Genomic DNA, 24341 nt, shown 5'->3' on the forward strand with positions numbered 1-24341 from the left:
CCCATGGATATCAAGTTCACCCACCGGCTTTCTTACAAGCAAGCCCGGCTTACTGTGCTGGTCGGTTTCATATTGGGCACCTTACTCAGTCTGGTGCAAATAGGCATCGATTATGCCAGTGAAGACGCCTCCATCAACCGTGAAATACTGTCTTTGCTGGAAATCAGCCATAATCCGGCGTCACGTATCGCCTACAACATCGACGCCGAACTCGCCAAGGAACTGACCATGGGCCTGCTGCGTTCGCCGGCCATCATCAGCGCGCAATTGACCGACAACAACAATACCGTGCTGGCCAGCGTCAAACGCCAGGGCCTGGAAAGCGGTTATCGGGTCATCAGCGACTTCCTGTTCGGCGCCAACCGCCAGTTCGAAGATCGCCTCTACCTCGACCACTTGCCCGACGAATCCCTCGGCACCTTGCAGCTGGAGGTCGACACCTATTCCTTCGGCAGCCGCTTCCTGCGCCGGGCCGAAGTGACCTTGCTCAACGGATTCGCGCGCAGCCTGATCCTGACCGGCATCCTGCTGGCGCTGTTTTACGTGATGCTGACCAAACCGCTGGTGCGGGTCATCCGCGAACTCAGTGGACGCGATCCACGCAGTGCCGAGCCGACGTGGCTCGAGTACCCGGCGGGGCATGAAAACGATGAAATCGGTGTGCTGGTCAAAGTGGCCAATCAACAGTTCGAAAACATCGCTACCGAAATCCAGCAACGGCGCAACGCTGAAAACCGCCTGACCGACTACCTCGGGCAACTGGAAAACATCGTCTCGGCCCGCACCGCTGAACTCAAGGCGATCAACACCCGGCTCAGTCAGTCCAACGAGGAACTGGAAGTCGCCCGCCGGACCGCCCTGGACATGGCCGAAGCGCGTTCGGCGTTCCTGGCCAATATGAGCCATGAAATCCGCACGCCGCTCAACGGCCTGCTGGGGATGATCGCCCTCTCGCTCGATGGCCCGCTCAATGCCGAGCAACAGCAACAACTGTCCATTGCCCATGACTCGGGCAAAGTACTGGTGGAACTGCTCAACGATATTCTCGACCTGTCGAAATTCGATGCCGGCCAGCTTGAGCTCGAACACATTCCGTTCGATCTCGGCTCGCTGATCGAGGACACCGCCAACCTGCTGTCGCAGAACGCCGCGCCCAGCGTCGAACTGGCCTGCCTGATCGATCCGCAGTTTCCGGCGCTGGTGCTGGGCGACCCGACCCGGGTCCGGCAGATTGTCAGCAACTTACTGTCCAACGCGCTCAAATTCACCCGTTTCGGGCGGGTCGATGTGCGTCTTTCAACGTTTGAAGAGGGTGTGCGCATTGAAGTGTGCGACACCGGCATCGGGATCGCCCAGGACGCGCAGGTCAAAATATTCCAACCCTTCACCCAGGCCGGCGCCGGTATTACCCGGCAATTCGGCGGCACCGGGCTGGGGCTGGCCCTGACGTACAACCTCTGCGAAGCCATGCAAGGGCGCCTGACGATCAGTTCGGAAGCCGGCTTTGGCAGCCAGTTCTGCGCCGACCTGCCGCTGCCTGCCCACACCCGCGCCATTGCGCCTGCACCGCTGAAAGGCAAGGTCATAGCGATTACGGCAGCCAGCAGTGGCCTGGCAGAACTGTTGAAAGGCCTGCTGCCTTTATGGGGGCTCGAATATCAGCAGCGCTCCATTGAAGATTCACTGCTCGGCCTGGAACCCGATGTATTGATCACCGACTGCCCGGAATGCCTGTTCGGCCTGCGCCCTACGCTCACGGCGCCGATCCTATTGGTAACCGCCTATGGCAGTTTCATGCCCAGCCAAGAAGCTGCCGCCCTGGCGCCCTTGCAGCAACAGGCGCGGCCATTGGCGCGCAACGCGCTGTACCAGACGCTGCGACGGGTCTTGCACCCGGACACCACGACAATCAACGACGCCCGGCTGGACGCCCTCACCCCGCAGCGCCGTGGGCGGGTGCTGCTGGTGGAGGACAACCCGGTCAATCAGCTGGTGGCCAAAGGCATGCTTGGCAAACTCGGCTGCGAGGTGATTGTCGCCGCCCACGGCGCCGAAGCCCTGGATCAACTTGAACTGGGGGAATTCGACCTGGTGCTGATGGACTGCAACATGCCGGTGATGGACGGCTACGAAGCCAGTCGGCACATCCGCCGCAGCGGACGCTGGCCACAATTGCCAATCGTCGCCCTGACCGCCAACGCCATGTCCGAAGAACGCGAGCGTTGTCGGGTGGCGGGCATGAGCGACTACCTGGCCAAACCCTTTCGACGGGAGGAGCTGGCCGCTTTGCTCGACCAGTGGATACCGGCTAGGACAGCGCTTTGATCTGCCCCAACAACTGATCAAGGCCATCGCGCAGTTCATTCAGGCGATTGAGGTCCACACCGCTGTCGCACAGCAGGCGCGCCTTCAGCGGCGCGACCTGCTCGCGCAAGGCCTGGCCTGCCGGCGACAGGCTCAAGTGCACTTCCCGCTCATCGCGCACCGAACGCTGGCGCTGGACCAGTTGCAACTGCTCAAGCCGCTTGAGCAACGGCGTGAGCGTGCCGGAATCCAGCGCCAGGCGCTCGCCCAGGGCCTTGACGGTCGGTTGCTCGGGGGCCGCTTCCTGCCATTCCCACAACACCAGCATCGCCAGGTATTGCGGATAGGTCAGGCCGAGCTGATCGAGCATCGGCTTGTAGCCACGAATCACCGCCCGGGACGCGGCATACAGCTTGAAGCAGAGCTGGCTGTCGAGCTTCAGGGAGTCGGCGGACACGGTGTTCATTTGAGCAGGGCTTCGATCTCGGCGCTCAAATCCTGCGGCTTGGTCGCCGGGGCAAAGCGCTTGACCAACTGACCATCCTTGCCGATCAGGAACTTGGTGAAGTTCCACTTGATGCCTTGGGAACCGAGCAGGCCCGGCGCACGTTTTTTCAGTTGGACGAACAGCGGATGGGCGTCGGAACCGTTGACGTCGATTTTTTGAACAACGGGAAGCTGACACCGAAGTTCAACTCGCAGAACTCGGAAATCGCCCCTTCGTTGCCCGGTTCCTGCTTGCCGAACTGGTTGCAGGGAAAGCCGAGCACCACCAGGCCTTGATCCTTGTAGGTCTGCCACAGCTCCTCCAGGCCTTTGTACTGCGGGGTAAAGCCGCACTTGCTCGCGGTATTGACCACCAGCACCGCTTTGCCGGCGAAGTCGGACAGGGTCTTTTGTTCACCCTTGATGGTGGTGACCGGGATGCTCAGCAGATTGTCGCTCATGATTCGGGCTCCAGATGAAGGAAGAAGCGTCAAACATAGCGAGCAATTGAATTGTGCGCAATTTAATAAATCGATTCGACTGTTATGGACAACACGATTGCGTAGGAGCTGCCGAAGGCTGCGATCCTTTGATCTTGCTTTTTCTCGAGATCGCAGAAGATCAAGATCAAAAGATCGCAGCCGCCGGCAGCTCCTACAGGTGCCGCGTATTTACCCGAAGAAGCCGGTTATTCGCGCGGAACCAGGTCCAGGCACACCGAGTTGATGCAATAACGCAGGCCGGTCGGTGGCGGGCCGTCAGGGAATACGTGCCCCAAGTGCGCATCGCAGGTGGCGCAGACCACTTCGGTGCGGATCATGCCGTGGCTGACGTCGCGGATCTCGACCATCGCACTGTCGCCGATCGGCGCATGGAAGCTTGGCCAGCCACAGCCGGAATCAAACTTGGTTTTCGAATCGAACAACGGCTCGTTGCAGCAGATGCAGTGGTAAACGCCGTCAGTCTTGGTGCCGTTGTACTTGCCGGAGAACGGTCGTTCGGTGCCCTTGAGGCGACAAACGTTGTACTGCTCCGGATCGAGCATGGCCTTCCACTCTTCCAGGGTTTTTTCCAACTTTTCCATCGTCACACCTCAGCAGCTGAAAAAGCCCGATCTGTACCTTTTCCACGGATCGGGCGGCACGTATGATTGCGCCTCGTCAAACGCCAGTCTGGCAGCCAGACCACGCGCATTCAAACGGATTTATGGGTGCTGCCTCTCAAGGCGTCAGGCCTGTGTGATTACGCAGGATTCCCAGTACGGTAGTTCATACGCCGCCTGGATCGTTCATTTTCGGGAACACATCGCCATGCAGGTCAGCAAATCGAACAAGCTCGCCAACGTCTGCTATGACATTCGCGGCCCAGTGCTCAAGCACGCCAAACGCCTGGAAGAGGAAGGCCATCGCATCCTCAAGCTGAATATCGGCAACCCGGCACCCTTTGGTTTCGAAGCGCCGGATGAAATCCTCCAGGACGTGATTCGCAACCTGCCGACAGCCCAAGGCTACAGCGACTCCAAGGGTCTGTTCAGTGCGCGCAAGGCCGTCATGCAGTATTACCAGCAGAAGCAGGTCGAAGGCGTTGGCATTGAAGACATCTACCTGGGCAACGGCGTTTCCGAACTGATCGTGATGTCGATGCAAGCGTTGCTCAACAATGGCGACGAAGTACTGGTGCCAGCCCCCGACTATCCACTGTGGACCGCCGCAGTCAGCCTGGCAGGCGGCAACCCGGTGCATTACCTGTGCGATGAGGGCGCCGACTGGTTCCCGGACCTGGCCGACATCAAGGCCAAGATCACCCCGAACACCAAGGCCCTGGTGATCATCAACCCGAACAACCCGACCGGCGCGGTGTACTCCAGGGAAGTCTTGCTGGGCATGCTCGAACTGGCCCGCTCGCACAACCTGGTGGTGTTCTCCGACGAGATCTACGACAAGATCCTCTACGACGACGCCGTGCACATCTGCACCGCCTCGCTGGCGCCGGACTTGCTGTGCCTGACCTTCAACGGTCTGTCCAAGTCCTACCGCGTCGCCGGTTTCCGCTCTGGCTGGATCGCCATTTCCGGGCCGAAACACCATGCCCAGAGCTACATCGAAGGCATCGACATGCTGGCGAACATGCGCCTGTGTGCCAACGTGCCGAGCCAGCACGCGATCCAGACCGCACTGGGCGGCTATCAGAGCATCAATGATCTGGTGTTGCCTCAGGGCCGTCTGCTGGAGCAGCGCAACCGTACCTGGGAATTGCTCAACGACATTCCGGGCGTGAGCTGCGTCAAGCCGATGGGCGCGCTGTATGCGTTCCCGCGAATTGACCCGAAAGTCTGCCCGATTCACAACGACGAGAAATTCGTCCTCGACCTGCTGCTCTCCGAGAAGCTGCTGGTAGTTCAAGGCACGGCCTTCAACTGGCCATGGCCGGATCACTTCCGCGTCGTCACCCTGCCCCGGGTCGATGAACTGGATCAGGCCATCGGCCGGATCGGCAACTTCCTCAAGACCTACCGTCAGTAGGCTGACATTCACCGTGCGACCCAGGTCGCACGGTGATTAATTCAGCAACACATCTCTGCACCTTGCCGCACATCTTTGTTACCACCGCTGCCTGGTGACCGGTTTCGTGCGCGCGTCCAGCAAAGACGGGGGCCACACAGTCAATCGACTGACAAACCCTTGCAGTGTCCACGTCGGAAATGTCCTGCACACAGCTAAACTATTGCTGTAGGACACAGTTTGAAATAGTCACTCGGTTGAATAGCACGGTGCAGCACCTTATATACCCCGCAGTACGCTACATCTTTAGCAAAAGGAGATTTCTACAACCATGATGCGCATCCTGCTGTTTTTGGCCACTAACCTGGCGGTCGTGCTGATTGCCAGCATCACCCTGAGCCTTTTCGGCTTCAACGGGTTCATGGCGGCCAACGGGGTTGATCTCAACCTCAATCAGCTGCTGATTTTCTGTGCGGTCTTTGGTTTCGCCGGCTCCCTGTTCTCGCTGTTCATCTCCAAGTGGATGGCGAAGATGAGCACCAGCACCCAAATCATCAGCCAGCCGCGCACCCGTCACGAACAATGGCTGCTGCAAACCGTTGAGCAACTGTCTCGCGAAGCCGGGATCAAGATGCCCGAAGTCGGGATTTTCCCGGCCTACGAGGCTAACGCCTTCGCTACTGGCTGGAACAAGAACGACGCCCTGGTCGCGGTCAGCCAGGGCCTGCTCGAGCGGTTCTCGCCGGATGAAGTCAAAGCCGTCCTGGCCCACGAAATCGGCCACGTCGCCAATGGTGACATGGTCACCCTGGCCCTGATCCAGGGCGTGGTGAACACCTTCGTGATGTTCTTCGCGCGGATCATCGGCAACTTTGTCGACAAGGTGATCTTCAAGAACGAAGAAGGCCAGGGCATCGCCTACTACGTGGCGACCATCTTCGCCGAACTGGTGCTGGGTATCCTGGCCAGCTCGATCGTCATGTGGTTCTCGCGTAAGCGCGAGTTCCGGGCCGACGAAGCCGGCGCACGCTTGGCCGGCACCAGCGCGATGATCGGCGCGTTGCAACGCCTGCGAGCCGAACAAGGGCTGCCGGTGCACATGCCGGACACCTTGAACGCCTTTGGCATCAACGGTGGCATCAAGCAAGGGTTCGCCCGCATGTTCATGAGCCACCCACCGCTGGAAGAGCGTATTGACGCGCTGCGTCGTCGGGGCTGATTAGCTGCGCACTAAAAGAAAAGGCCCGCAGAGATGCGGGCTTTTTTTGTCTGCTGATTGTTGTGGTGTTCTGCTGGGCCTCTTCGCGAGCAGACTCGCGAATAGGCCTGCAAACTCAACACATCTTAATGACTGGAAACCCGATACACCCGCTCTTCAAGCCGCGTAACGCCCCCTTCAAGGAACTTCCAGCTCTGGCCCAGGATGTCCTGATCTTCCAGAATCTTCAGTTCCCACGAAGCGCCCAACAACCGTTGCACTTCGTCATCGAGCACTGCAAACGGCGGTCCGTCCATTTGCGCCTGGTCGTAATCCATCGTGATCAAAAGCCCCAGGGAATCCTTCGGCAGAATCCGCTTAAGATGCTCGGTATATTGCTCACGCATTGTCGGCGGCAACGCGATCAACGCCGCACGGTCGTACAGCGCGCTGCAGTCGGCGACATCGCCAGCGGTCAACGCGAAGAAATCACCGCACCAAATCTCGATCGAACCTGCCCGATAGACCGTGAAAGGACCTTGGTCGCTGACATCTGGGTCGAATTGATGCTCGTGGAAAAAGTCTTCCACTGCTTTTTCCGACAATTCGATACCCAACACTTCATGACCGCATTTCGCCAGCCACAGCAGATCCAGGCTTTTGCCGCATAACGGCACCAGTACGCGCGCGCCCTCCTCCAGGCCCAGTTGCGGCCAGTACCGTTGCAGATATGGATTCACTTCCGGCAGGTGAAAGCCGATCTGGTTCGACGTCCACCGCTTGTGCCAAAACTCCGGCTGCATAATTAATCCCGAAAATTCGATCAAAAGACGCTAAAACTTATATTAGATTTAGATCAATGATCTGACTGAAGATGGTGCCATCTTACCCCTCAGGAGCTCATTCATGTTCCCCAGCCTCTACATATCCCATGGTTCGCCGATGTTGGCACTGGAACCGGGGGCCAGCGGCCCGGCCTTGGCGCGCCTCGCTGCAGAAATGCCGAAGCCCAGGGCCATCGTGATTGTGTCGGCGCACTGGGAAAGCAACGAGCTGCTGGTCAGCGGCAACCCCCAGCCTGAAACCTGGCATGACTTCGGTGGCTTCCCAAAGGCCTTGTTCGAAGTGCAATACCCGGCGCCTGGTGATCCACAATTGGCGGCAGAGGTGGTCGAGTTGCTCAAAGCCGATGGCTTACCGGTGCGTATCGACGCCAGGCGGCCGTTCGATCACGGGGTATGGGTACCGTTGTCATTGATGTACCCGCAGGCCGACATTCCGGTGGTGCAAGTCTCACTGCCCACCCGTGGCGGCCCGGCCCTGCAAACCCGTGTCGGTCATGCGCTGGCGGGTCTGCGCGAACAAGGCGTGCTGCTGATCGGCTCCGGCAGCATCACCCACAACCTGCGTGAACTGGACTGGCATGCCGGCCCGGAAAGCGTTGAACCTTGGGCCAGGACGTTCCGCGACTGGATGATTGAAAAACTGGCGGCCAATGATGAGGCCGCGCTGCATGATTATCGCCAGCAGGCGCCGAACGCGGTGCGCAACCATCCGAGTGATGAGCATTTGCTGCCGTTGTACTTTGCTCGTGGGGCTGGGGGTGAGTTCAGTGTTGCCCATCAAGGATTCACCATGGGTGCCTTGGGCATGGACATTTATCGTTTCGGGTAACTTTAAGATCAAAAGATCGTCCGAACGCGGCCCGAGCCTCCGGCAGCTCCTACAGGGAAATGCACTCTCATGTAGGAGCTGCCGAAGGCTCGGGCCGCGTTCGGACGATCTTTCTTCAGGCAAAAAAAATCCCCGAACCAGTCGGGGATTTTTTATGTTCGATCAATCAGCCCGAGAGCGGATTAATCTTCGCGATAGCGACGCAGCTTCAACTGCTTGCCAGCAACGCGAGTGTCCTTCAGCTTGGTCAGGAGTTTCTCCAGACCATCTTCCGGCAGCTCGACGAGGCTGAAGCTGTCACGCACCTGGATGCGACCGATTGCTTCACGAGCCAGACCACCCTCGTTGAGGATAGCGCCCAGCAGGTTCTTGGCAGCGATACCATCACGCGCACCCAGCGCAGTACGGCAACGAGCACGACCTTCAGCCAATGGAACCGGAGCACGACGCTCACGATCACCACGGTCCGGACGATCACCGGTGCGCTCTGGACGATCGCCACGCGGTGCGTTGTTCGGCACCAGTGGACGTTCTTTCTCGATGGCAGCCAGGGTCAGCGCCTGAGCGTTGGTGGCCTTGCGCAGCAGAGCAGCGGCCAGTGCACGCGGGGTGCAACCGATGTCAGCGGTCAGGCGATCCAGCAGATCACCGTGAGTCGATTCGGCATCAGCGACCAGCGGCGACAGGCTGTTGGTCAACTTCTTGATGCGAGCATCGAGAACAGCTTGGGCGTCCGGCAGGCGAACTTCAGCAACCTTCTGACCGGTTACACGCTCGATCACTTGCAGCATGCGGCGCTCACGCGGAGTCACCAGCAGCAATGCACGACCTTCGCGACCGGCACGGCCAGTACGGCCGATACGGTGAACGTAGGACTCCGGGTCGTACGGCATGTCAACGTTGAACACGTGAGTGATACGCGGAACGTCCAGACCACGAGCAGCTACGTCAGTCGCCACAACGATGTCCAGACGACCATCCTTGAGGGATTCGATCACGCGCTCACGCTGGTTCTGAGCAATGTCACCGTTCAGCGCAGCGGCTTTGTAGCCTTTGGCTTCCAGGGCACTGGCCAGGTCCAGGGTCGCTTGCTTGGTGCGCACGAACATGATCAGGGCGTCGAAGTCTTCAACTTCCAGCAGGCTCAATACAGCCGAGGTCTTCTGGTCAGCGTGAACCAACAGGTGAGCCTGTTCGATCGCGGTAACGGTCTGAGTCTTGGTCTGGATCTTGACGTGCTGCGGATCACGCAGGTGACGCTCGGCAATGGCACGGATCGACTGCGGCAGGGTCGCCGAGAACAATACGGTCTGACGGGTTGGAGGCAGAGCCTTGAAGATAACTTCGAGGTCGTCCATGAAACCCAGTTTGAGCATTTCGTCCGCCTCGTCGAGAACCAGGTGGTTCACGGTAGACAGGACTTTTTCGTCACGACGCAGGTGGTCGCACAGACGACCCGGAGTGGCGACAACGATCTGTGCGCCATTACGGATTGCTTTCAGTTGTGGACCCATAGGGGCGCCGCCGTAAACGGCCACAACGGTAACGCCCGGCATTTGCTTGGCGTAGGTTTCGAAAGCGGTTGCTACTTGCAGCGCCAACTCACGGGTTGGCGCCAGGATCAGGGCTTGCGGCTCGCGCTTAGCAGGATCGATGCGATGCAGGATTGGCAGAGCGAACGCGGCGGTTTTACCGGTACCGGTTTGCGCCTGGCCAATCATGTCGTGGCCGGCCATGATGATCGGGATCGATTGCTGCTGAATAGCCGAAGGCTCTTCGTAGCCAGTCGCGATGACGGCTGCAAGAATATTCGGATTAAGATTAAAAGCGGCGAAGCCGCCGGTTTCCTGGGTCATGGGTCTGCCTCTAAGTGCATCCGCAAAGACCCATGCTCCAAAGCTGCGCATGCCGTGTAAGACTCAAGAGTCGCCCTGGCTGCTTTGTCGGCGGGGATTTGCGAAAACGAATGAATGAAAAAGATTCGTCAAGGAAGAGTCCGCTGTGCGGACGTGCAGCCGAAGCTGACTTCGGGGAATTGCGCTACCTAAACGCGGCCCGGTTAAAGGCCGGCGCGCACTATACCGGAATTCGCTCAAAAAGGGAGCATTATTTGTCTGAAAAACGACGCATACACCGTTATGTCACAGGCTTTGCGGATAATCGTGCAACGGTCTATTTTTCAAAGGCCCGGCCCTGCTGGCGATGGCGCTAAAACGGTTCATCCTTGTGACACAGACCTTCGGTCTGACACCCCCCATCCACGCCCCTTCCCGCCCGAGGAAATGCCTCATGAATCAGTCCGTTTCCAGCCGTGTCAGCCGCGAACGACGCGGCCATCTCCTGTTGATCGGCCTGGACCGGGTCGCCAAGCGCAACGCCTTTGACCTTGATCTGCTCAATGAGCTGAGCCTGGCCTACGGCGAGTTCGAGGCCGACAGCGAAGCACGGGTGGCGGTGGTGTTCGGCCACGGCGAGCATTTCACCGCCGGGCTCGACCTGATCAATGCCAGCGCCGCCCTCGCCAACGGCTGGCAGGCACCGCCCGGTGGCTGTGACCCATGGGGCGTGTTCGCCGGGCCCAGGGTCAGCAAACCGGTGATTGTCGCCGCCCAGGGTTATTGCCTGACCATTGGCATCGAGCTGATGCTGGCCGCCGACATCAACCTGTGCGCGAGCAACACCCGTTTCGCCCAGATGGAAGTGCAACGCGGGATCTTCCCGTTCGGTGGCGCCACGTTGCGCCTGCATCAGGTGGCCGGCTGGGGCAACGCCATGCGCTGGCTGCTGACCGGCGATGAGTTCGATGCCCATGACGCCTTGCGCCTGGGGCTGGTCCAGGAGGTCATGGCCAGCGAGGATTTGCTGCCGAGGGCAATTGAACTGGCCGAGCGCATTGCCCGGCAAGCGCCGCTGGGGGTTCAGGCGACGCTGATGTCGGCCAGGCAGGCACGTTATGAAGGGGAAACAGCGGCGGCGCAGGCGTTGCCACCGATGGTGAAAAAGTTGCTGGCCAGTGAGGATGCCAAGGAGGGTGTGCGGTCGATGATCGAGAAGCGACCCGGCGTTTTCAAAGGGGTTTGAGGGAAGTGTTGATGCGGGTATTGCCTTCGCGGGCAAGCCTCGCTCCTACGGGTCATGCGCAACCCTTGCAGGAGCGAGGCTTGCCCGCGAAGAGGCCCGCCCAGACAACGAATTAGGTGGCCGGGCGAATCGCCTTGATCAACGACGTCAACGAATACCCCAACCGCGGCGCCAGCCCTTCGGCCCGAGCGATCAGGCCGTCCATGTCCAGTTCCTGATCCAGCTCCGATGGCACGATCAGGATCACATTGCCCTCCTTCACCGGCAGTTCCCAGTAATGCCGGTGGTAGAGCCCGCGCAACAACGCCGCACCCAGTGGTTTGCCATCGTCGGTCGCCCACTGATTGATCACCAGCCAGCCACCCGGATTCAAGCGTTTCTGGCAATCGGTCAGAAAACCCCAGGCCAGATGCCCGACGCCGGGGCCGACATCGGTATAAAGATCGACGAAAATCAGGTCCGCCGGCTCGGCCGTGTCGAGCAGTTCCAGCGCATCGCCGACCCGGATGTACAACCGAGGGTCGTCATCGAGCCCCAGGTATTCGATGGCCAGGCGCGGCACATCTGGGCGCAACTCAATGGCTTCGACGTCTTCCAGCGGCAGGAACTTGAGACAAGCCTGGGTCAGCGTGCCGGCGCCAAGCCCCAGGAACAGCGCGCTTTCCGGCTGCTCATGGCACAACGCGCCGATCAGCATGGCGCGGGTGTAGTCGTACTCCAGCCAGCTTGGATCGGCAGTGAACACGCAGCTTTGCTCAATGGCATCGCCGAATTCGAGAAAACGGTAATCGGCCACTTCCAGCACGCGAATCACGCCGAACTCATCCTGTACCTCGGCGAGCAGATGCTCGACGCGCTCCTCAGTCATTTCGTCTCCTGATCGTCAACAGGCCTGCCACTTGGCAAACGGCGACGCAATACACCGCAACATGGAGCGGCAAAGGCGCGATTGTCCGCGAAGCGACGGGAACAGGTCACGCACTAATTGCTGATAACATGAGCGCCCGTGCGTAAACACTAGAGAACGTGATGAGCCAACCCTGGAGCCCTGACAGCTGGCGCGCCTTGCCGATCCAGCAACAACCCCAATATCCCGACGCAGCGCATTTGCTGCAGGTCGAGCAAACCCTGGCCAGCTATCCGCCACTGGTGTTTGCCGGTGAAGCCCGGGAGTTGCGCCGTCAGTTTGCCGAAGTGACCCAGGGCCGCGCGTTTCTGTTGCAGGGCGGCGACTGCGCCGAAAGCTTCGCCGAGTTCTCCGCCGCAAAAATCCGCGATACCTTTAAAGTGTTGCTGCAAATGGCGATCGTCATGACCTTCGCCGCCGGTTGCCCGGTGGTCAAGGTCGGGCGCATGGCCGGCCAGTTCGCCAAGCCGCGTTCGGCCAACGACGAAACCATCGACGGCGTGACCCTGCCCGCCTACCGTGGCGACATCGTCAACGGCATCGGTTTCGACGAAAAGAGCCGCGTACCGGACCCGGAACGCCTGTTGCAGTCCTATCACCAGTCCACCGCCACCCTGAACCTGCTGCGCGCCTTCGCCCAGGGCGGGTTTGCCGACCTGCATCAGGTGCACAAGTGGAACCTGGATTTCATCGCCAATTCGGCCCTGGCCGAGAAATACAGCCACCTGGCTGATCGCATCGATGAAACCCTGGCCTTCATGCGCGCCTGCGGCATGGACACGTCGCCGCAACTGCGCGAAACCAGTTTTTTCACCGCCCACGAAGCGCTGCTGCTGAACTACGAACAAGCCTTCGTCCGTCGCGACAGCTTGACCAACGATTACTACGACTGCTCGGCCCACATGCTCTGGATCGGTGACCGCACCCGTCAGCTCGACGGCGCACACGTCGAGTTCCTGCGCGGCGTGAACAACCCGATCGGCGTGAAAGTCGGCCCGAGCATGAACCCCGAGGACCTGATTCGCCTGATCGACGTGCTCAACCCGGACAACGACCCGGGTCGCCTGAACCTGATTGCACGGATGGGCGCGAACAAGGTCGGCGATCATCTGCCGCAGTTGATTCGCGCGGTTGAGCGTGAAGGCAAGAAAGTGCTGTGGAGCTGCGACCCGATGCACGGCAACACCATCAAGGCCAGCAGCGGCTACAAGACCCGCGATTTCGCGCAGATCCTCGGCGAGGTGAAGCAGTTCTTCCAGGTGCACGAAGCGCAAGGCACCTATGCCGGCGGTATTCACATCGAAATGACCGGGCAGAACGTGACCGAATGCATTGGTGGCGCGCGGCCGATTACCGAGGATGGGTTGTCGGACCGTTACCACACCCATTGCGATCCGCGGATGAATGCCGATCAGTCGCTGGAATTGGCTTTTTTGATTGCCGAGACGTTGAAGCAGGTTCGACGCTAAATCGCGTCGCTCCCATCGCGAGCAGGCTCGCTCCCACAGGATTCAGGTGATCCATTGTGGGAGCGAGCCTGCTCGCGATGGCGCCCGCTCAATCACCGCCAATGCCACTCGCAACCGCCCCGCACTCACCCGCTGACAATTCAATTGCACCCGCTCCAATCCCAACCAGTGCGCCATCTGCCGCAAATTGACCGCCAACGCCATCATCCCCGCCTCATCCAGCCCCGGCTCTTCCTCATGCACAGCATGCACCGCCAACCGACTCAACGCCCGTTCAGCGCGCAAATCCACCCGCGCGGCAATCCGTTCGTTGTGCAAGAACGGCAACACGTAATAGCCGTATACCCGTTTGTCCTGCGGCGTATAAATCTCCAGTCGATAGCGGAAATCGAACAACCGCTCGGTGCGGCTGCGCTCCCAGATCAGTGAATCAAACGGCGACAGCAAAGCGCTGGCCTCAACCTTGCGCGGCACCTTGGGCTCGGGAAGGCAATAAGCCGGCTGCCGCCAGCCTTCGACTTCGCAGCTCAGCAGTTCACCCGCCTCGACCAGCTCTGCCAGACGCGGTCGGCTGTCGGCCGGGTTCAGGCGAAAATAGTCCCGCAGATCTTTTTCCGTGGCCACGCCCAAGGCATTTGCGGCATGCAGCAACAGACCGCGCAGGGCTTCGGCTTCTGTGGGCAAGGGCTGTTGGAGAACGGTCGAGGGAATCACTCGCTCCGGCAAATCGTAGAGCCGTTCGAACCCGCGTCGGCCAGCAACGGTCACTTCTCCGGCGGCAAACAGCCATTCCAGTGCATGTTTTTCGGCGCTCCAGTCCCACCAGGGCCCGGCTCGCCCTTGTCGAGTCGACAGACTGCCAGCGCCCAATGCGCCCAGCGCCTCAACCGAACCCAACACCCGACGAATCGTGTCCTGTTGCTCACGACCAAACCGCGCCAATTGCTGGTAGATGTCTTCGCCACGGGTAGCGCGCTGCATGCGCCAGCGCATCAGCGGGTACATGGACAACGGCAACAACGAAGCTTCGTGGCCCCAATATTCAAACAAGGTACGTCGCCGGCCCTGACTCCAGGCAGCCTGGTCGAGCAAATCGGATGAGTAGTTACCGAGGCGGGAAAACAAGGGAAGGTAGTGCGAGCGCACTAATGCATTGACTGAATCGATCTGCAGAATGCCCAGGCGTTCGATCAGTCGGTTGAGCTGAACCGGTTTGATCGAAGCTGGCGGCTGGCGCCCGCTGAACCCTTGGGCTGCCAGTGCCAGACGTCGAGCCTGTTTGTTGGAAAAGGACAGCGTTGCGGGCATGAGCATCTCCTTGTCTGCTCGCAACCTACCTCACCAGAGAGGGGTTTGTGTAGCAATGGCGTCATCATTTATGCATCGGATCGTCCCAGAACGGCCGGATCGATTCGTGCTCGACATCCGCACGACTTACGCCGATGTCCTTCAGCGCTTCATCGCTCAGGCTCGCCAATAGCTCGCGTTCGCGGTGAAGTTCGTACCAGCGACTAAACTTGTGCAGCAAATCGGAAACTGCGTGGATTGAGAATTTTTCTGCCGTTACCTGCTCGTGTTGACCTTTCATCATGTCGCCCTCCTTTAGGGATGGCTCAAGTCTCGCGCCGGAGCTAAGATCAATCCAACGAATGTTTCTGATGGTATGCATCTCGGAGATTGATGAATGTCGGCGTACCCAAGTATCGATACCGATGTACTGCGTACCTTTGTTGCCATCGCCGACCAGGGCGGCTTCACCCGTGCCGGTGAAATGGTCAACCGCACTCAGTCGGCGGTGAGCATGCAGATGAAGCGCCTGGAAGAAGACGTGTTGCAGCGCCAGCTGTTTGAACGTGATGGGCGCCAGGTCAAGCTGACCGCCGAAGGCCAGGTGTTGCTCGGCTATGCGCGGCGCATCCTCAAACTCCACAGCGAAGTCTTTAATACCCTGCGCGAGCCGCACATGGTCGGCACGGTGCGCATCGGCACGCCGGATGATTATGTGATGCGGTTTCTACCGGGGATCCTGTCGCGCTTTGCGCAGTTTTACCCGCTGATCCAGATCGAAGTTCATTGCGAATCGACCAAGCAACTGTTGCAGCGCCAGGACCTGGACCTGTCGATCGTCACCCGCGAGCCCGGCACCGAAATTGGCCAGTTGCTGCGCAAGGAGCGTTTTGTCTGGGCCGAAGCGCAATGTTTCAGCGCCCACGAGCAAACACCCCTGCCCCTGGCGATGTTCAACAGTGATTGTTTCTGCCGGTTGTGGGCGTGCAACGCCCTCGACGCGATGGGCCGCGATTATCGTATTGCCTACAACAGTTCGAGCCTGTCGGCGCTGATGGCGGTGGTTAGCGCCGGCCTTGCGGTGACCGCGCAACTGGAAAGCCTGATCACCCCGGACATGCGCATCCTCGGCGCCGCCGAAGACCTGCCGCTGCTGCCCGAGGCCTGCATTATGCTGGTGCGCAACCTGCACAACCCGTCGCCGATCACCGAGTGCCTGGCCGAGCACATCGTCGAAGGCTTCAAACTTTAAACGCGAGCAGCACCGCACAGAACACCAGAAAACCACAGAACAGCCCGCGCAGCAGCCGTTCCGGCATAGCGTGGGCGATCTTCACGCCCCAACTGATGCTCAGCAATCCACCGACCGCCAAGGGCAGGCCAATCATCCAGTTCACTTGATGATGCACCGCGTAAGTCACCAAGGTGACGCCAGTGCTCGGCAACGCCAACGCCAGCGACAAGCCTTGGGCCACCACTTGAGTGGTGCCAAACAGGCTGGTCAGCACGGGCGTCGCCACCACCGCCCCGCCCACACCAAACAACCCGCCCATGGTCCCGGACGCCGCGCCCAGCACGCCCAGCCATGGCCAGGAGTAATGCATTTGTGAGGACGCCGGTGCATTGGCGGTGAACATTCGCACCAGGTTGTAGGTCGACAGGGCGACCAGGAACGCGACAAATCCCACGCGCATGGTTTGCGCATCGATGCCCACGGCCCAGATCGAACCGATCCAGGCGAAACAAAACCCCATCGAGGCCAATGGCAATGCGTGGCGCAGTTCGATGCGATTGCGCTGGTGATAACGCCACAGCGCGAGCATCACGTTCGGCACCACCATCACCAGCGCCGTGCCTTGGGCCAGTTGCTGATCCAGGCCGCACAACACGCCAAGCAGCGGAATGGCGATCAAACCACCGCCTATACCGAACAAACCACCCAAGGTGCCCAGGGCCGCGCCAAAGATCAGATACAGCAGAAACTCAATCACAGGCCAACTCCCTCTCGTCAGGCCTTTCATCCTACGCAGTCGGCGCTAGCGAGGAAACGCATAGCAACGCACAATGGTTGTGCCGATTTCGCACAAGCGCTGGTAAACCATGAACCCTAATCAACTGACCGAGCAACTCGGACTGTTCCTCGACGTACTGGAAACCGGGAGCTTTTCCGCCGCGTCCCGACGCCATCCGCTGACGCCTTCGGCAGTGGCCCGGCGTATCGATAGCCTGGAAAGTGCCGTCGGCAGTCAGTTGTTCCTGCGCAGTACCCACGCCGTGCGCGCGACGCCGGCCGGCTTGGCGTTTGCCGAGCGTGCGCGGCGAATCGTTGCCGAGTTGCGATTGGCCCGGGCCGAAGCGGTGTCCCTGAGCAGCGCGCCCGAAGGTTTGATTCAGGTCGACGCGCCAGCGGCATTCGGACGCCGGCATCTGGCCCCGGTCATTGCCGATTTTCTGATGCTGTATCCCGGCCTCGACGTGCAATTGCACCTGATCGACAGCTTCGTCGACATGCAGGGTCTGAACCTGGGCAAGGTCGATCTGGTGCTACGCGCGGGGCAGATAGCCGATACCCGGCTGGTGGCCACGCCGCTGGCGAACATGGTGCGCATTGCCTGCGCCAGCCCCGACTATTTGAAGCGCCGAGGCGTGCCGACCGATCCGTCACAACTGAGCGAGCACGATGGTCTGGACTGGGACGGCCTGGCCCCGCCCTTCGCCTGGCGCTTTGAACGGGACGGGCACATGCAGTTGCACCGCCCTGGGCGGATCCGCATGAGTGCCAACAATGCTGAAGCGTTGGTCTGCGGCGCACTGGCCGGGCTGGGCATCGCGCATTTGCCGACGTGGCTGGCCAGCGAATACCTGCTGCGTGGCGAACTGCTGCCGCTGTTCTGCGAAAACGGCCTGCCAAAACCCGAGACCGCAGGGATTTATGCTCTGCGCCTGGAGCAACAGGCCAGCTCTCGCAGTCGTTTGCTGCTGGAATACCTGAAAACCCGCTTCGGCCCGATTGCCCCTTGGGATCTGGTGCTGCAAAGCGATCTGGGCCGGCACTGGTCATAATTATCTGGCGCATTAAAGATTCGCCCGATAGATTCATCACGATCACCGATCAAGGCTTTGACATGACCACCGAACGCAACACCCCGGACACCTGCGACAACCTGCTGCTGGACAATCAGGTCTGCTTCGCCCTGCATTCCACTTCGCTGCTGATGACCAAAGTCTACAAACCCTTGCTGCAAGCACTGGGCCTGACCTATCCGCAGTACCTGGCGATGATGGTGTTGTGGGAACGGGATGGATTGACCGTAGGCGAAATCAGCACGCGGCTGCTGACCGATCCGGGCTCGCTGACGCCATTGCTCAAACGCCTGGAGGTGGAAGGATTGCTCAGCCGGACGCGCAGTCGCGAAGATGAGCGTGTGGTGATAGTCGAGCTAACCGAACAGGGCCGCGCCCTGCGGGACAAGGCTCGGGACATTCCGCAGTGCATCCTTGGCGCCAGTGGGCAGACGCTTGAGCAGTTGAAAAAGCTGCAAGCGGATCTCCAGGAGCTGCGCAGCCACCTGCAAGACAGCCTCTAATCTTCCAACCACCACAAATCCCCTGTGGGAGCGGGCTTGCTCGCGAAAGCGGTGTGTCAATCAGCATTAATGTCGACTGACACACCGCTTTCGCGAGCAAGCCCGCTCCCACATTTGTCTTATGGCGCAGCTGAAGCCATCGCTCACTCCCTCTTCGCAAAAAAATCACGCTACGAAAATCCTGAACCAACCGCTCTAACTCAATAGTCTTTCCGTCATTCGACGCCCCGTTCGTTTGTCTTCGCCAAACTTTTTCAAAAATTTATATTGCGCGCAAACTATTGGCGAGCTACATTTTATTCGCAGTTACTTAGCGCGCAAATATTTAGCGCAAAACATCAAAACCCGAATGAGGCTCACACCATGCAAACTCTCTACACCGCAATCGCTACTTCCACTGGTGGCCGTGACGGTCGTGCGGTTTCCAGCGACAACATCCTCGACGTCAAACTCGCCACTCCCAAAGAACTCGGTGGTGCTGGCGGCTCGGCGACCAACCCGGAACAACTGTTCGCAGCCGGCTACTCCGCCTGTTTCATCGGCGCACTGAAGTTCGTCGCCAGCCAGACCAAACGCACCATCCCGAACGACGCTTCGATCACCGCCCATGTCGGCATCGGCCAGATCCCTGGCGGTTTCGGGCTGGACATTGACCTGCACGTCAGCCTGCCGGGTCTTGAGCAAGCCGATGCGCAAACCCTGGTCGACGCGGCGCATCAGGTCTGCCCGTACTCGAACGCCACCCGTGGCAACGTCGATGTGCGCCTGCACGTCACCGTTTAACTGCTGATTCCAGGCCCGAACAGGAAACAACCATGAACACATTCAGCAAAGTCTTGACCGGTACCCTTCTCGCCCTGTCCGTCCACAGCGCATTCGCAGGCGATGGGGTTGAACACACCACCCAGGCCTTCCTCAATGCTCTGAACGCCGGCACCGGCAAACCGATGGAACAGCTCACGCCTAAAGAAGCCCGTGCGGTTCTGGTGGGTGCGCAAGCCGGGGTGAAACTGACGCTGCCAAAAGCCGATGTCAGCCAGAAGACCATTCAAGTCGATGGCCAACCGATCAGCCTGACCATCGTCCGGCCAGCCGGGGTCAAGGACGAGCTGCCGGTGTTCATGTTCTTCCACGGCGGCGGCTGGGTACTGGGGGATTTCCCGACCCACGAACGGCTGGTTCGGGACTTGGTTGTCGGCTCGGGTGCGGCGGCGGTGTTCGTCAACTACACCCCTTCGCCGCAAGCGCACTACCCGGTAGCGATCAACCAGGCGTACGCCGCGACGCAATGGGTGGCCGAGCACGGTAAAGAGATCAACGTCGACGGCAAACGCCTGGCGGTGGCCGGCAACAGTGTCGGTGGCAACATGGCCGCAGTGGTTGCGCTAATGGCCAAGGACAAAGGCACGCCGGCAATCAAGTTCCAGGTGCTGTTGTGGCCGGTGACGGATGCGAGCTTCGAGACCGCCTCCTACAACCAGTTTGCCGAGGGACACTTCCTCACCAAGAACATGATGAAGTGGTTCTGGGACAACTACACCACCGATGCCCAGCAACGTAGCGAGATCTACGCGTCACCGTTGCGGGCGACCACCGCACAGCTCAAAGGCCTGCCACCCGCACTGGTGCAGACCGCGGGCGCCGATGTGTTGCGCGATGAAGGTGAAGCTTATGCGCGCAAACTCGACGAGGCCGGCGTGCCGGTCACGGCGGTCCGCTACAACGGGATGATCCATGATTACGGTTTGCTGAACGTGGTGAGTCAGGTGCCGGAGGTGCGTTCGGCGCTGTTGCAAGCGTCCGAAGAGCTCAAGCAACACCTGAAATAAAGCAAAAGATCGCAGCCTCGTTTCACTCGACAGCTCCTACATGGGTTTTGCATTCCCCTGTAGGAGCTGTCGAGTGAAACGAGGCTGCGATCTTTTGATCTTGATGGCACAAAAAAGCCCGACTCAATGGTCGGGCTTTTTCATTACTCAAGCGGTGCTTATTTGGCACGGCCTTTGTAGGAACCGCCTTCGCGGGTGTCGATTTCGATGCGATCACCGATTTCGATGAAGTCGGCAACTTGCAGCTCAGTACCGTTGCTCAGCTTGGCAGGCTTCATGACTTTGCCGGAAGTGTCACCGCGAGCGGAACCTTCGGTGTAGTCAACTACGCGCACGATAGTAGTCGGCAGTTCTACGGAAACCAGGCGTTCTTCGAAGAAGATCGCTTCGCAAACATCGGTCATGCCTTCTTCAACGAATGGCAGAACGGCTTCGATGTCTTCAGCGTTCAGTTCGTACATGGTGTAGTCAGTGGTGTCCATGAACGTGTAGGTGTCGCCGCTGATGAAGGACAGGGTCGCTTCTTTGCGGTCGAGGATTACGTCGTCCAGTTTGTCGTCAGCGCTGTAAACGATCTCGGTCTTGTAACCGGTCAGCAGGTTCTTCAGCTTGGTCTTCATGATCGCGCTGTTACGACCGGACTTGGTGAATTCAGCTTTCTGAACCAGCCAAGGATCGTTTTCGAGACGGATCACGGTACCGGGTTTCAGTTCTTTACCAGTTTTCATTGCGAATATCCGAATTTGGATGGGATTTACAAAAATCTAGGCCGCGTATCATATCCAATTTACATAAAACTGTACCAGCGCCACGGCAAGATCAGCCTGCAAGGCTTGTTCCAGGCACCACGCCTCGGCATGTTTTTCCAGCTCCGGCCAGTATTTACGGGTCACCAGCCACTGGTCGGCCATGTCTTCACCGGCATTCCACGCCCGCCAAAGACCGCTGATCGCCTCGCTGGCCGCTGCCGACAAGCCTTTTGTATAGAGCGCGATGAAGGCTTCGAGCTTCTCCAGGTGCACATCTTCTTCCTGCTGATAGATGTGCCAGAGCATCGGTCGCCCTGCCCATTGGGCGCGAACAAACGAGTCTTCGCCGCGCACTGCGTTGAAATCGCAGCACCAGAGCAGGTGATCGTATTGATCCTGTCGGACAAACGGCAGCACCTGAACGGTCAGTGCATCGCGCACATGCAGCGCACCGGCCACCAGGCCGCTGACCCCAAGCCAGCGTTCGACATCACCGAGAATCCGCCCTTCGGGCACCAGCAAATGCGTGGGCGTGGAGTCGCTCGACAGTGTGTCGAGCCAGCTCGCCAGTCCAGTGTTTTCGTAGGCAAACAGTGAAATCAACCGGGCTGCGGGGGCACGATCAATTCCCAGACCTTGCAGGAATTCGCGCTGGGCTTCGGGGCTTTGCTGAAACTGCCGACGCCGCTCCAACAATCCGCTTTCGCGGAGCAAGCCACCGGTACCCTTATGGAACCCCGGAAAGAAGAAGTACTTCTGCACGCTCTTGTACTTCACCGACGGCAGACCGTGGCAACCGATGACCCAGTCCTCGGCGCTCAGATAATCCAGATTCAGCCACAACGGCGGTTTTTCCCGCTCGACCATGGCGTCCATGTAGACGCCGGGTAGTTGGCAGGCGAACGCAGCGATCACTACATCAGCGGCATCAACCGGTTGCCATTCGGTTGGCCAGTGACACACCTCGACACCCTGCTGCCATTGCTGGGGCGCATTGACGTCGATTTCCGGGCACAGGCGCTCGAAGGCGCGCAGATCGTCAACCCATAGGCGCACGACCACAGCATGTTCGGCCACCAGTTGCCGGGCCAGGCGCCAGGTCACGCCGATGTCGCCAAAGTTGTCGACCACGGTGCAAAAAATATCCCAGCGGGTTTTCAGTTCAGGCATTACAGGCTCCCGTTGGCAAAGGCGCCGATTGTCCGCATAAATTACCCCGTGCAGAAGAGCCGACGGCGATTAATCTTCGTGCGACAATCGCCATCCGCCCGCGACCACCCGCCAGGAGGCAGCCATGCCCTACCGCCCCAACCCGCGCCGCCCGTTGCCGATCCGCCTCAATGCCGTGCAATTGACCGCCAGCATTGCCGTGGGGCTTTGGCTGGGGTTCATCGCCATCGCGCTGACCTGTTGGCTCGCTTCGCGTTTTTTGCCCTCCGAGCAATTGGCGCCGGTGGCCCAGGCCGTCCAGCGACTGACGCAACCGGCGGCAGTGGTGCAACCGGTGCCGGATATCCCGCCTCAGAGCCCGCTGTTCGAACAATACAAAGAAAACCTGCGCAAGAACGAGCAACAGCAAACCCTGGATCAGGCCCGCACGAATAACCGCAACCTGTCGAATCCGAAATGCCAGTTCTGGCTGCAACAGGACCAGACCGCGCCGAGCGAAAAAAGCCGCGCCAATGTCCTGCAATTCTGCGATTGATCATGAAGCTCTCTATGCACAAGCCGACCGTCCACCAACTGATTCTCGACAAGCTGCGCATCGATCTCGACGTCGCCGAACGCGCTGCGCAAACCGCCTACGAAACCGCGACCCACGAAGAAAATATCGCCGAAAACAAGTATGACACTCTGGGGCTGGAGGCGTCTTACCTCGCGGCCGGGCAGGCGAAGCGGGTCGAGGAAATCAGGCATTCACTGACGCTTTGCCAGAACCTGACATTGCGCCCGTATGACGATCAGCGCGGTATCGAGGTCGGCGCGCTGCTCGGTCTCGAAGACGAGAAAGGGCGTGAACAATGGCTGTTCCTGGCCCCCGATGCGGCGGGTTTGAAGGTTGACCTGGTGGGTCAGATGATCACCGTCATCACCCCCGCTCGCCGCTGGGCAAAAGCCTGCTGGGCAAGTTCGAAGGGGATGAGGTGGAGATTCTGGTGGCGGGCGCTCGGCAACAGTTTGCTGTTACCGAGGTCGTTTAGAAAGGTTTAATGAACAGGCAGTTCGACGCCGTCGAACAGCTCTTCCAGTTCCTGCTTGTTGTGGCACTGAATGGCTTTGGCCATGACTTCGCGGGTCAGGTGCGGGGCAAATTTCTCGATGAAGTCGCACATGAAACCACGCAGGAACGTGCCGCGACGGAAACCGATTTTGGTAATGCTGGATTCGAACAGATCGCTGGCATCGAGCATCACCAGGTCACTATCGAGTTTGGCATCGACCGCCATTTTGGCGACGATACCGACACCCAGCCCCAGACGAACGTAAGTCTTGATTACGTCGGCGTCGGCCGCAGTGAACACCACTTTTGGCGTCAGGCCACGATGGCTGAAGGCTTCGTCGAGTTTCGAACGGCCGGTGAAACCGAACACGTAGGTCACGATCGGGTATTCGGCCAGCGCTTCGAGGGTCAGCTTCGGCAGCTTGGTCAGCGGGTGGCCCTGAGGCACAACCACGCAGCGGTTCCAGCGATAGCACGGCATCATCACCAGGTCGCCGAACAGCTCGAGGGCTTCGGTGGCAATGGCGAAATCCACGGTGCCGTCAGCGGCCATTTCGGCGATCTGCATCGGCGATCCCTGGTGCATGTGCAGGGCCACGTCCGGGTATTGCTTGATGAAATTGCTGATCACTGGCGGCAGCGCATAACGCGCCTGGGTGTGAGTGGTGGCGATCGACAGGGTGCCTTTCTTCTCGTTGGAGAATTCCTGGGCGATCTGCTTGATGCTTTCAACCTTGCGCAGGATCTCGCCGGCGGTGGTGATGATGCGCTCGCCGGCCGGGGTGACGCGGGTCAGGTGCTTGCCGCTGCGGGCGAACACCTCGACGCCCAATTCGTCTTCCAGCAGGCGGATCTGCTTACTGATGCCCGGCTGCGAGGTGTAGAGACTTTGGGCGGTAGCGGAAACGTTGAGGTCGTGGTGCGCCACTTCCCAGATGTAGCGCAATTGTTGAAGCTTCATATGAATCCCTCAAAGCAGGTAGACGCCACGGGCATCAGCGACGGTATATAACTATATTAATGGTTTGAAGAATAAATCTAGAACTTT

At 59.5% G+C, this 24341-nt stretch carries 23 protein-coding genes and 2 pseudogenes; 13 read left to right on the top strand and 12 right to left on the bottom strand.

What is annotated here, in order from left to right:
* Positions 1-3: 3 nt before the first annotated feature.
* A complete protein-coding gene (locus JFV26_RS07965; protein ID WP_201191253.1) occupies positions 4-2325 on the top strand; it encodes a hybrid sensor histidine kinase/response regulator in 2322 nt (773 codons plus the stop codon).
* Here JFV26_RS07965 and JFV26_RS07970 read toward each other — a convergent pair.
* From JFV26_RS07970 to msrB, 3 genes and pseudogenes are all read right to left on the bottom strand, one after another.
* The gene (locus JFV26_RS07970; protein ID WP_201191254.1) at positions 2309-2770 is read right to left on the bottom strand and encodes a MarR family winged helix-turn-helix transcriptional regulator; all 462 of its coding nucleotides are present in this window, start codon (positions 2768-2770) and stop codon (positions 2309-2311) included. The two genes, JFV26_RS07965 and JFV26_RS07970, sit on opposite strands and share 17 nt — an antisense overlap.
* A pseudogene (locus JFV26_RS07975) lies at positions 2767-3251 on the bottom strand (glutathione peroxidase). The gene JFV26_RS07970 and the pseudogene JFV26_RS07975 overlap by 4 nt, the downstream one beginning before the upstream one ends.
* 227 nt (positions 3252-3478) lie before the next feature.
* Positions 3479-3874 (bottom strand): peptide-methionine (R)-S-oxide reductase MsrB, encoded by a 396-nt coding sequence (gene msrB / locus JFV26_RS07980; protein WP_201191256.1) that lies wholly within the window; start codon positions 3872-3874, stop codon positions 3479-3481.
* A gap of 226 nt (positions 3875-4100) precedes the next feature.
* Here msrB and JFV26_RS07985 point away from each other — a divergent pair, with 226 nt between their 5' ends.
* Together JFV26_RS07985 and htpX are read left to right on the top strand one after the other, a co-directional pair.
* A complete protein-coding gene (locus JFV26_RS07985) occupies positions 4101-5312 on the top strand; it encodes a pyridoxal phosphate-dependent aminotransferase (RefSeq protein ID WP_123409453.1) in 1212 nt (403 codons plus the stop codon).
* 310 nt (positions 5313-5622) lie between these two features.
* Positions 5623-6510: a protease HtpX gene (htpX, locus tag JFV26_RS07990; protein ID WP_059403635.1), complete on the top strand. Its 888-nt coding sequence runs from the start codon at positions 5623-5625 to the stop codon at positions 6508-6510.
* A gap of 125 nt (positions 6511-6635) precedes the next feature.
* On the opposite strand, the gene JFV26_RS07995 is transcribed toward htpX, so the two are convergent.
* On the bottom strand, positions 6636-7292 hold the full coding sequence (locus tag JFV26_RS07995; protein ID WP_201191258.1) for a thiopurine S-methyltransferase: 657 nt from the start codon (positions 7290-7292) through the stop codon (positions 6636-6638).
* Positions 7293-7395: 103 nt separating this feature from the next.
* Between JFV26_RS07995 and JFV26_RS08000 the strand changes: the two genes are divergently transcribed.
* A complete protein-coding gene (locus tag JFV26_RS08000; RefSeq protein WP_201191265.1) occupies positions 7396-8163 on the top strand; it encodes a DODA-type extradiol aromatic ring-opening family dioxygenase in 768 nt (255 codons plus the stop codon).
* Positions 8164-8345: 182 nt separating this feature from the next.
* Here the strand turns inward: JFV26_RS08000 and JFV26_RS08005 are convergent, their stop codons facing one another.
* Entirely contained in the window at positions 8346-10019 is a 1674-nt protein-coding gene (locus tag JFV26_RS08005; protein WP_054052043.1) for a DEAD/DEAH box helicase, read from the bottom strand.
* Positions 10020-10452: 433 nt separating this feature from the next.
* Here JFV26_RS08005 and JFV26_RS08010 point away from each other — a divergent pair, with 433 nt between their 5' ends.
* Positions 10453-11244: a crotonase/enoyl-CoA hydratase family protein gene (locus JFV26_RS08010; RefSeq protein ID WP_201191267.1), complete on the top strand. Its 792-nt coding sequence runs from the start codon at positions 10453-10455 to the stop codon at positions 11242-11244.
* 112 nt (positions 11245-11356) lie between these two features.
* Here the strand turns inward: JFV26_RS08010 and JFV26_RS08015 are convergent, their stop codons facing one another.
* Positions 11357-12112, bottom strand: a complete 756-nt coding sequence (locus JFV26_RS08015) for a spermidine synthase (protein WP_201191269.1) — start codon at positions 12110-12112, stop codon at positions 11357-11359.
* A 161-nt stretch (positions 12113-12273) separates the two neighbouring features.
* Here JFV26_RS08015 and JFV26_RS08020 point away from each other — a divergent pair, with 161 nt between their 5' ends.
* Positions 12274-13620: a class II 3-deoxy-7-phosphoheptulonate synthase gene (locus JFV26_RS08020; RefSeq protein WP_201191273.1), complete on the top strand. Its 1347-nt coding sequence runs from the start codon at positions 12274-12276 to the stop codon at positions 13618-13620.
* Positions 13621-13662: 42 nt separating this feature from the next.
* Here the strand turns inward: JFV26_RS08020 and JFV26_RS08025 are convergent, their stop codons facing one another.
* Entirely contained in the window at positions 13663-14928 is a 1266-nt protein-coding gene (locus JFV26_RS08025) for a winged helix-turn-helix domain-containing protein (protein ID WP_201191275.1), read from the bottom strand.
* A 64-nt stretch (positions 14929-14992) separates the two neighbouring features.
* The gene (locus JFV26_RS08030) at positions 14993-15208 is read right to left on the bottom strand and encodes a DUF1127 domain-containing protein (protein WP_201191694.1); all 216 of its coding nucleotides are present in this window, start codon (positions 15206-15208) and stop codon (positions 14993-14995) included.
* A gap of 96 nt (positions 15209-15304) precedes the next feature.
* Between JFV26_RS08030 and JFV26_RS08035 the strand changes: the two genes are divergently transcribed.
* Positions 15305-16159: a LysR substrate-binding domain-containing protein gene (locus JFV26_RS08035; protein WP_201191277.1), complete on the top strand. Its 855-nt coding sequence runs from the start codon at positions 15305-15307 to the stop codon at positions 16157-16159.
* On the opposite strand, the gene JFV26_RS08040 is transcribed toward JFV26_RS08035, so the two are convergent.
* Positions 16149-16898: a TSUP family transporter gene (locus tag JFV26_RS08040; protein WP_201191279.1), complete on the bottom strand. Its 750-nt coding sequence runs from the start codon at positions 16896-16898 to the stop codon at positions 16149-16151. The two genes, JFV26_RS08035 and JFV26_RS08040, sit on opposite strands and share 11 nt — an antisense overlap.
* Before the next feature lie 109 nt (positions 16899-17007).
* On the opposite strand from JFV26_RS08040, the gene JFV26_RS08045 reads away from it, so the two are divergent.
* From JFV26_RS08045 to JFV26_RS08060, 4 genes are all read left to right on the top strand, one after another.
* Positions 17008-17970, top strand: a complete 963-nt coding sequence (locus JFV26_RS08045; protein ID WP_201191281.1) for a LysR family transcriptional regulator — start codon at positions 17008-17010, stop codon at positions 17968-17970.
* Between the two features lie 62 nt (positions 17971-18032).
* On the top strand, positions 18033-18494 hold the full coding sequence (locus JFV26_RS08050) for a MarR family winged helix-turn-helix transcriptional regulator (protein WP_201191283.1): 462 nt from the start codon (positions 18033-18035) through the stop codon (positions 18492-18494).
* Positions 18495-18857: 363 nt separating this feature from the next.
* Positions 18858-19277, top strand: a complete 420-nt coding sequence (locus tag JFV26_RS08055; RefSeq protein ID WP_201191285.1) for an organic hydroperoxide resistance protein — start codon at positions 18858-18860, stop codon at positions 19275-19277.
* A 32-nt stretch (positions 19278-19309) separates the two neighbouring features.
* On the top strand, positions 19310-20323 hold the full coding sequence (locus JFV26_RS08060; protein WP_201191287.1) for an alpha/beta hydrolase: 1014 nt from the start codon (positions 19310-19312) through the stop codon (positions 20321-20323).
* A gap of 158 nt (positions 20324-20481) precedes the next feature.
* Here JFV26_RS08060 and JFV26_RS08065 read toward each other — a convergent pair whose 3' ends face one another.
* Together JFV26_RS08065 and earP are read right to left on the bottom strand one after the other, a co-directional pair.
* Complete coding sequence (locus JFV26_RS08065) at positions 20482-21051, bottom strand: elongation factor P (RefSeq protein ID WP_032626910.1); 570 nt, start codon at positions 21049-21051, stop codon at positions 20482-20484.
* Positions 21052-21099: 48 nt separating this feature from the next.
* Positions 21100-22242 (bottom strand): elongation factor P maturation arginine rhamnosyltransferase EarP, encoded by a 1143-nt coding sequence (earP, locus tag JFV26_RS08070; protein ID WP_201191294.1) that lies wholly within the window; start codon positions 22240-22242, stop codon positions 21100-21102.
* A 124-nt stretch (positions 22243-22366) separates the two neighbouring features.
* Between earP and JFV26_RS08075 the strand changes: the two genes are divergently transcribed.
* A complete protein-coding gene (locus tag JFV26_RS08075) occupies positions 22367-22777 on the top strand; it encodes a hypothetical protein (protein ID WP_201191296.1) in 411 nt (136 codons plus the stop codon).
* Positions 22778-22791: 14 nt separating this feature from the next.
* Positions 22792-23273, top strand: a pseudogene (locus JFV26_RS08080) (GreA/GreB family elongation factor).
* Positions 23274-23279: 6 nt separating this feature from the next.
* Here the strand turns inward: JFV26_RS08080 and cysB are convergent.
* Positions 23280-24254: an HTH-type transcriptional regulator CysB gene (cysB, locus tag JFV26_RS08085; RefSeq protein ID WP_054052018.1), complete on the bottom strand. Its 975-nt coding sequence runs from the start codon at positions 24252-24254 to the stop codon at positions 23280-23282.
* Between the last annotated feature and the right edge of the window lie 87 nt (positions 24255-24341).

Source organism: Pseudomonas sp. TH31 (assembly GCF_016650815.1).
Classification (GTDB): Bacteria; Pseudomonadota; Gammaproteobacteria; order Pseudomonadales; family Pseudomonadaceae; genus Aquipseudomonas.

Coding starts and splice junctions, on each gene's coding strand:
- JFV26_RS07965 (WP_201191253.1), top strand. CDS start 4: ATGGATATCAAGTTCACCCACCGGCTTTCTTACAAGCAAGCCCGGCTT.
- JFV26_RS07970 (WP_201191254.1), bottom strand. CDS start 2,770: ATGAACACCGTGTCCGCCGACTCCCTGAAGCTCGACAGCCAGCTCTGC.
- msrB (WP_201191256.1), bottom strand. CDS start 3,874: ATGGAAAAGTTGGAAAAAACCCTGGAAGAGTGGAAGGCCATGCTCGAT.
- JFV26_RS07985 (WP_123409453.1), top strand. CDS start 4,101: ATGCAGGTCAGCAAATCGAACAAGCTCGCCAACGTCTGCTATGACATT.
- htpX (WP_059403635.1), top strand. CDS start 5,623: ATGATGCGCATCCTGCTGTTTTTGGCCACTAACCTGGCGGTCGTGCTG.
- JFV26_RS07995 (WP_201191258.1), bottom strand. CDS start 7,292: ATGCAGCCGGAGTTTTGGCACAAGCGGTGGACGTCGAACCAGATCGGC.
- JFV26_RS08000 (WP_201191265.1), top strand. CDS start 7,396: ATGTTCCCCAGCCTCTACATATCCCATGGTTCGCCGATGTTGGCACTG.
- JFV26_RS08005 (WP_054052043.1), bottom strand. CDS start 10,019: ATGACCCAGGAAACCGGCGGCTTCGCCGCTTTTAATCTTAATCCGAAT.
- JFV26_RS08010 (WP_201191267.1), top strand. CDS start 10,453: ATGAATCAGTCCGTTTCCAGCCGTGTCAGCCGCGAACGACGCGGCCAT.
- JFV26_RS08015 (WP_201191269.1), bottom strand. CDS start 12,112: ATGACTGAGGAGCGCGTCGAGCATCTGCTCGCCGAGGTACAGGATGAG.
- JFV26_RS08020 (WP_201191273.1), top strand. CDS start 12,274: ATGAGCCAACCCTGGAGCCCTGACAGCTGGCGCGCCTTGCCGATCCAG.
- JFV26_RS08025 (WP_201191275.1), bottom strand. CDS start 14,928: ATGCCCGCAACGCTGTCCTTTTCCAACAAACAGGCTCGACGTCTGGCA.
- JFV26_RS08030 (WP_201191694.1), bottom strand. CDS start 15,208: ATGAAAGGTCAACACGAGCAGGTAACGGCAGAAAAATTCTCAATCCAC.
- JFV26_RS08035 (WP_201191277.1), top strand. CDS start 15,305: ATGTCGGCGTACCCAAGTATCGATACCGATGTACTGCGTACCTTTGTT.
- JFV26_RS08045 (WP_201191281.1), top strand. CDS start 17,008: ATGAACCCTAATCAACTGACCGAGCAACTCGGACTGTTCCTCGACGTA.
- JFV26_RS08050 (WP_201191283.1), top strand. CDS start 18,033: ATGACCACCGAACGCAACACCCCGGACACCTGCGACAACCTGCTGCTG.
- JFV26_RS08055 (WP_201191285.1), top strand. CDS start 18,858: ATGCAAACTCTCTACACCGCAATCGCTACTTCCACTGGTGGCCGTGAC.
- JFV26_RS08060 (WP_201191287.1), top strand. CDS start 19,310: ATGAACACATTCAGCAAAGTCTTGACCGGTACCCTTCTCGCCCTGTCC.
- JFV26_RS08065 (WP_032626910.1), bottom strand. CDS start 21,051: ATGAAAACTGGTAAAGAACTGAAACCCGGTACCGTGATCCGTCTCGAA.
- earP (WP_201191294.1), bottom strand. CDS start 22,242: ATGCCTGAACTGAAAACCCGCTGGGATATTTTTTGCACCGTGGTCGAC.
- JFV26_RS08075 (WP_201191296.1), top strand. CDS start 22,367: ATGCCCTACCGCCCCAACCCGCGCCGCCCGTTGCCGATCCGCCTCAAT.
- cysB (WP_054052018.1), bottom strand. CDS start 24,254: ATGAAGCTTCAACAATTGCGCTACATCTGGGAAGTGGCGCACCACGAC.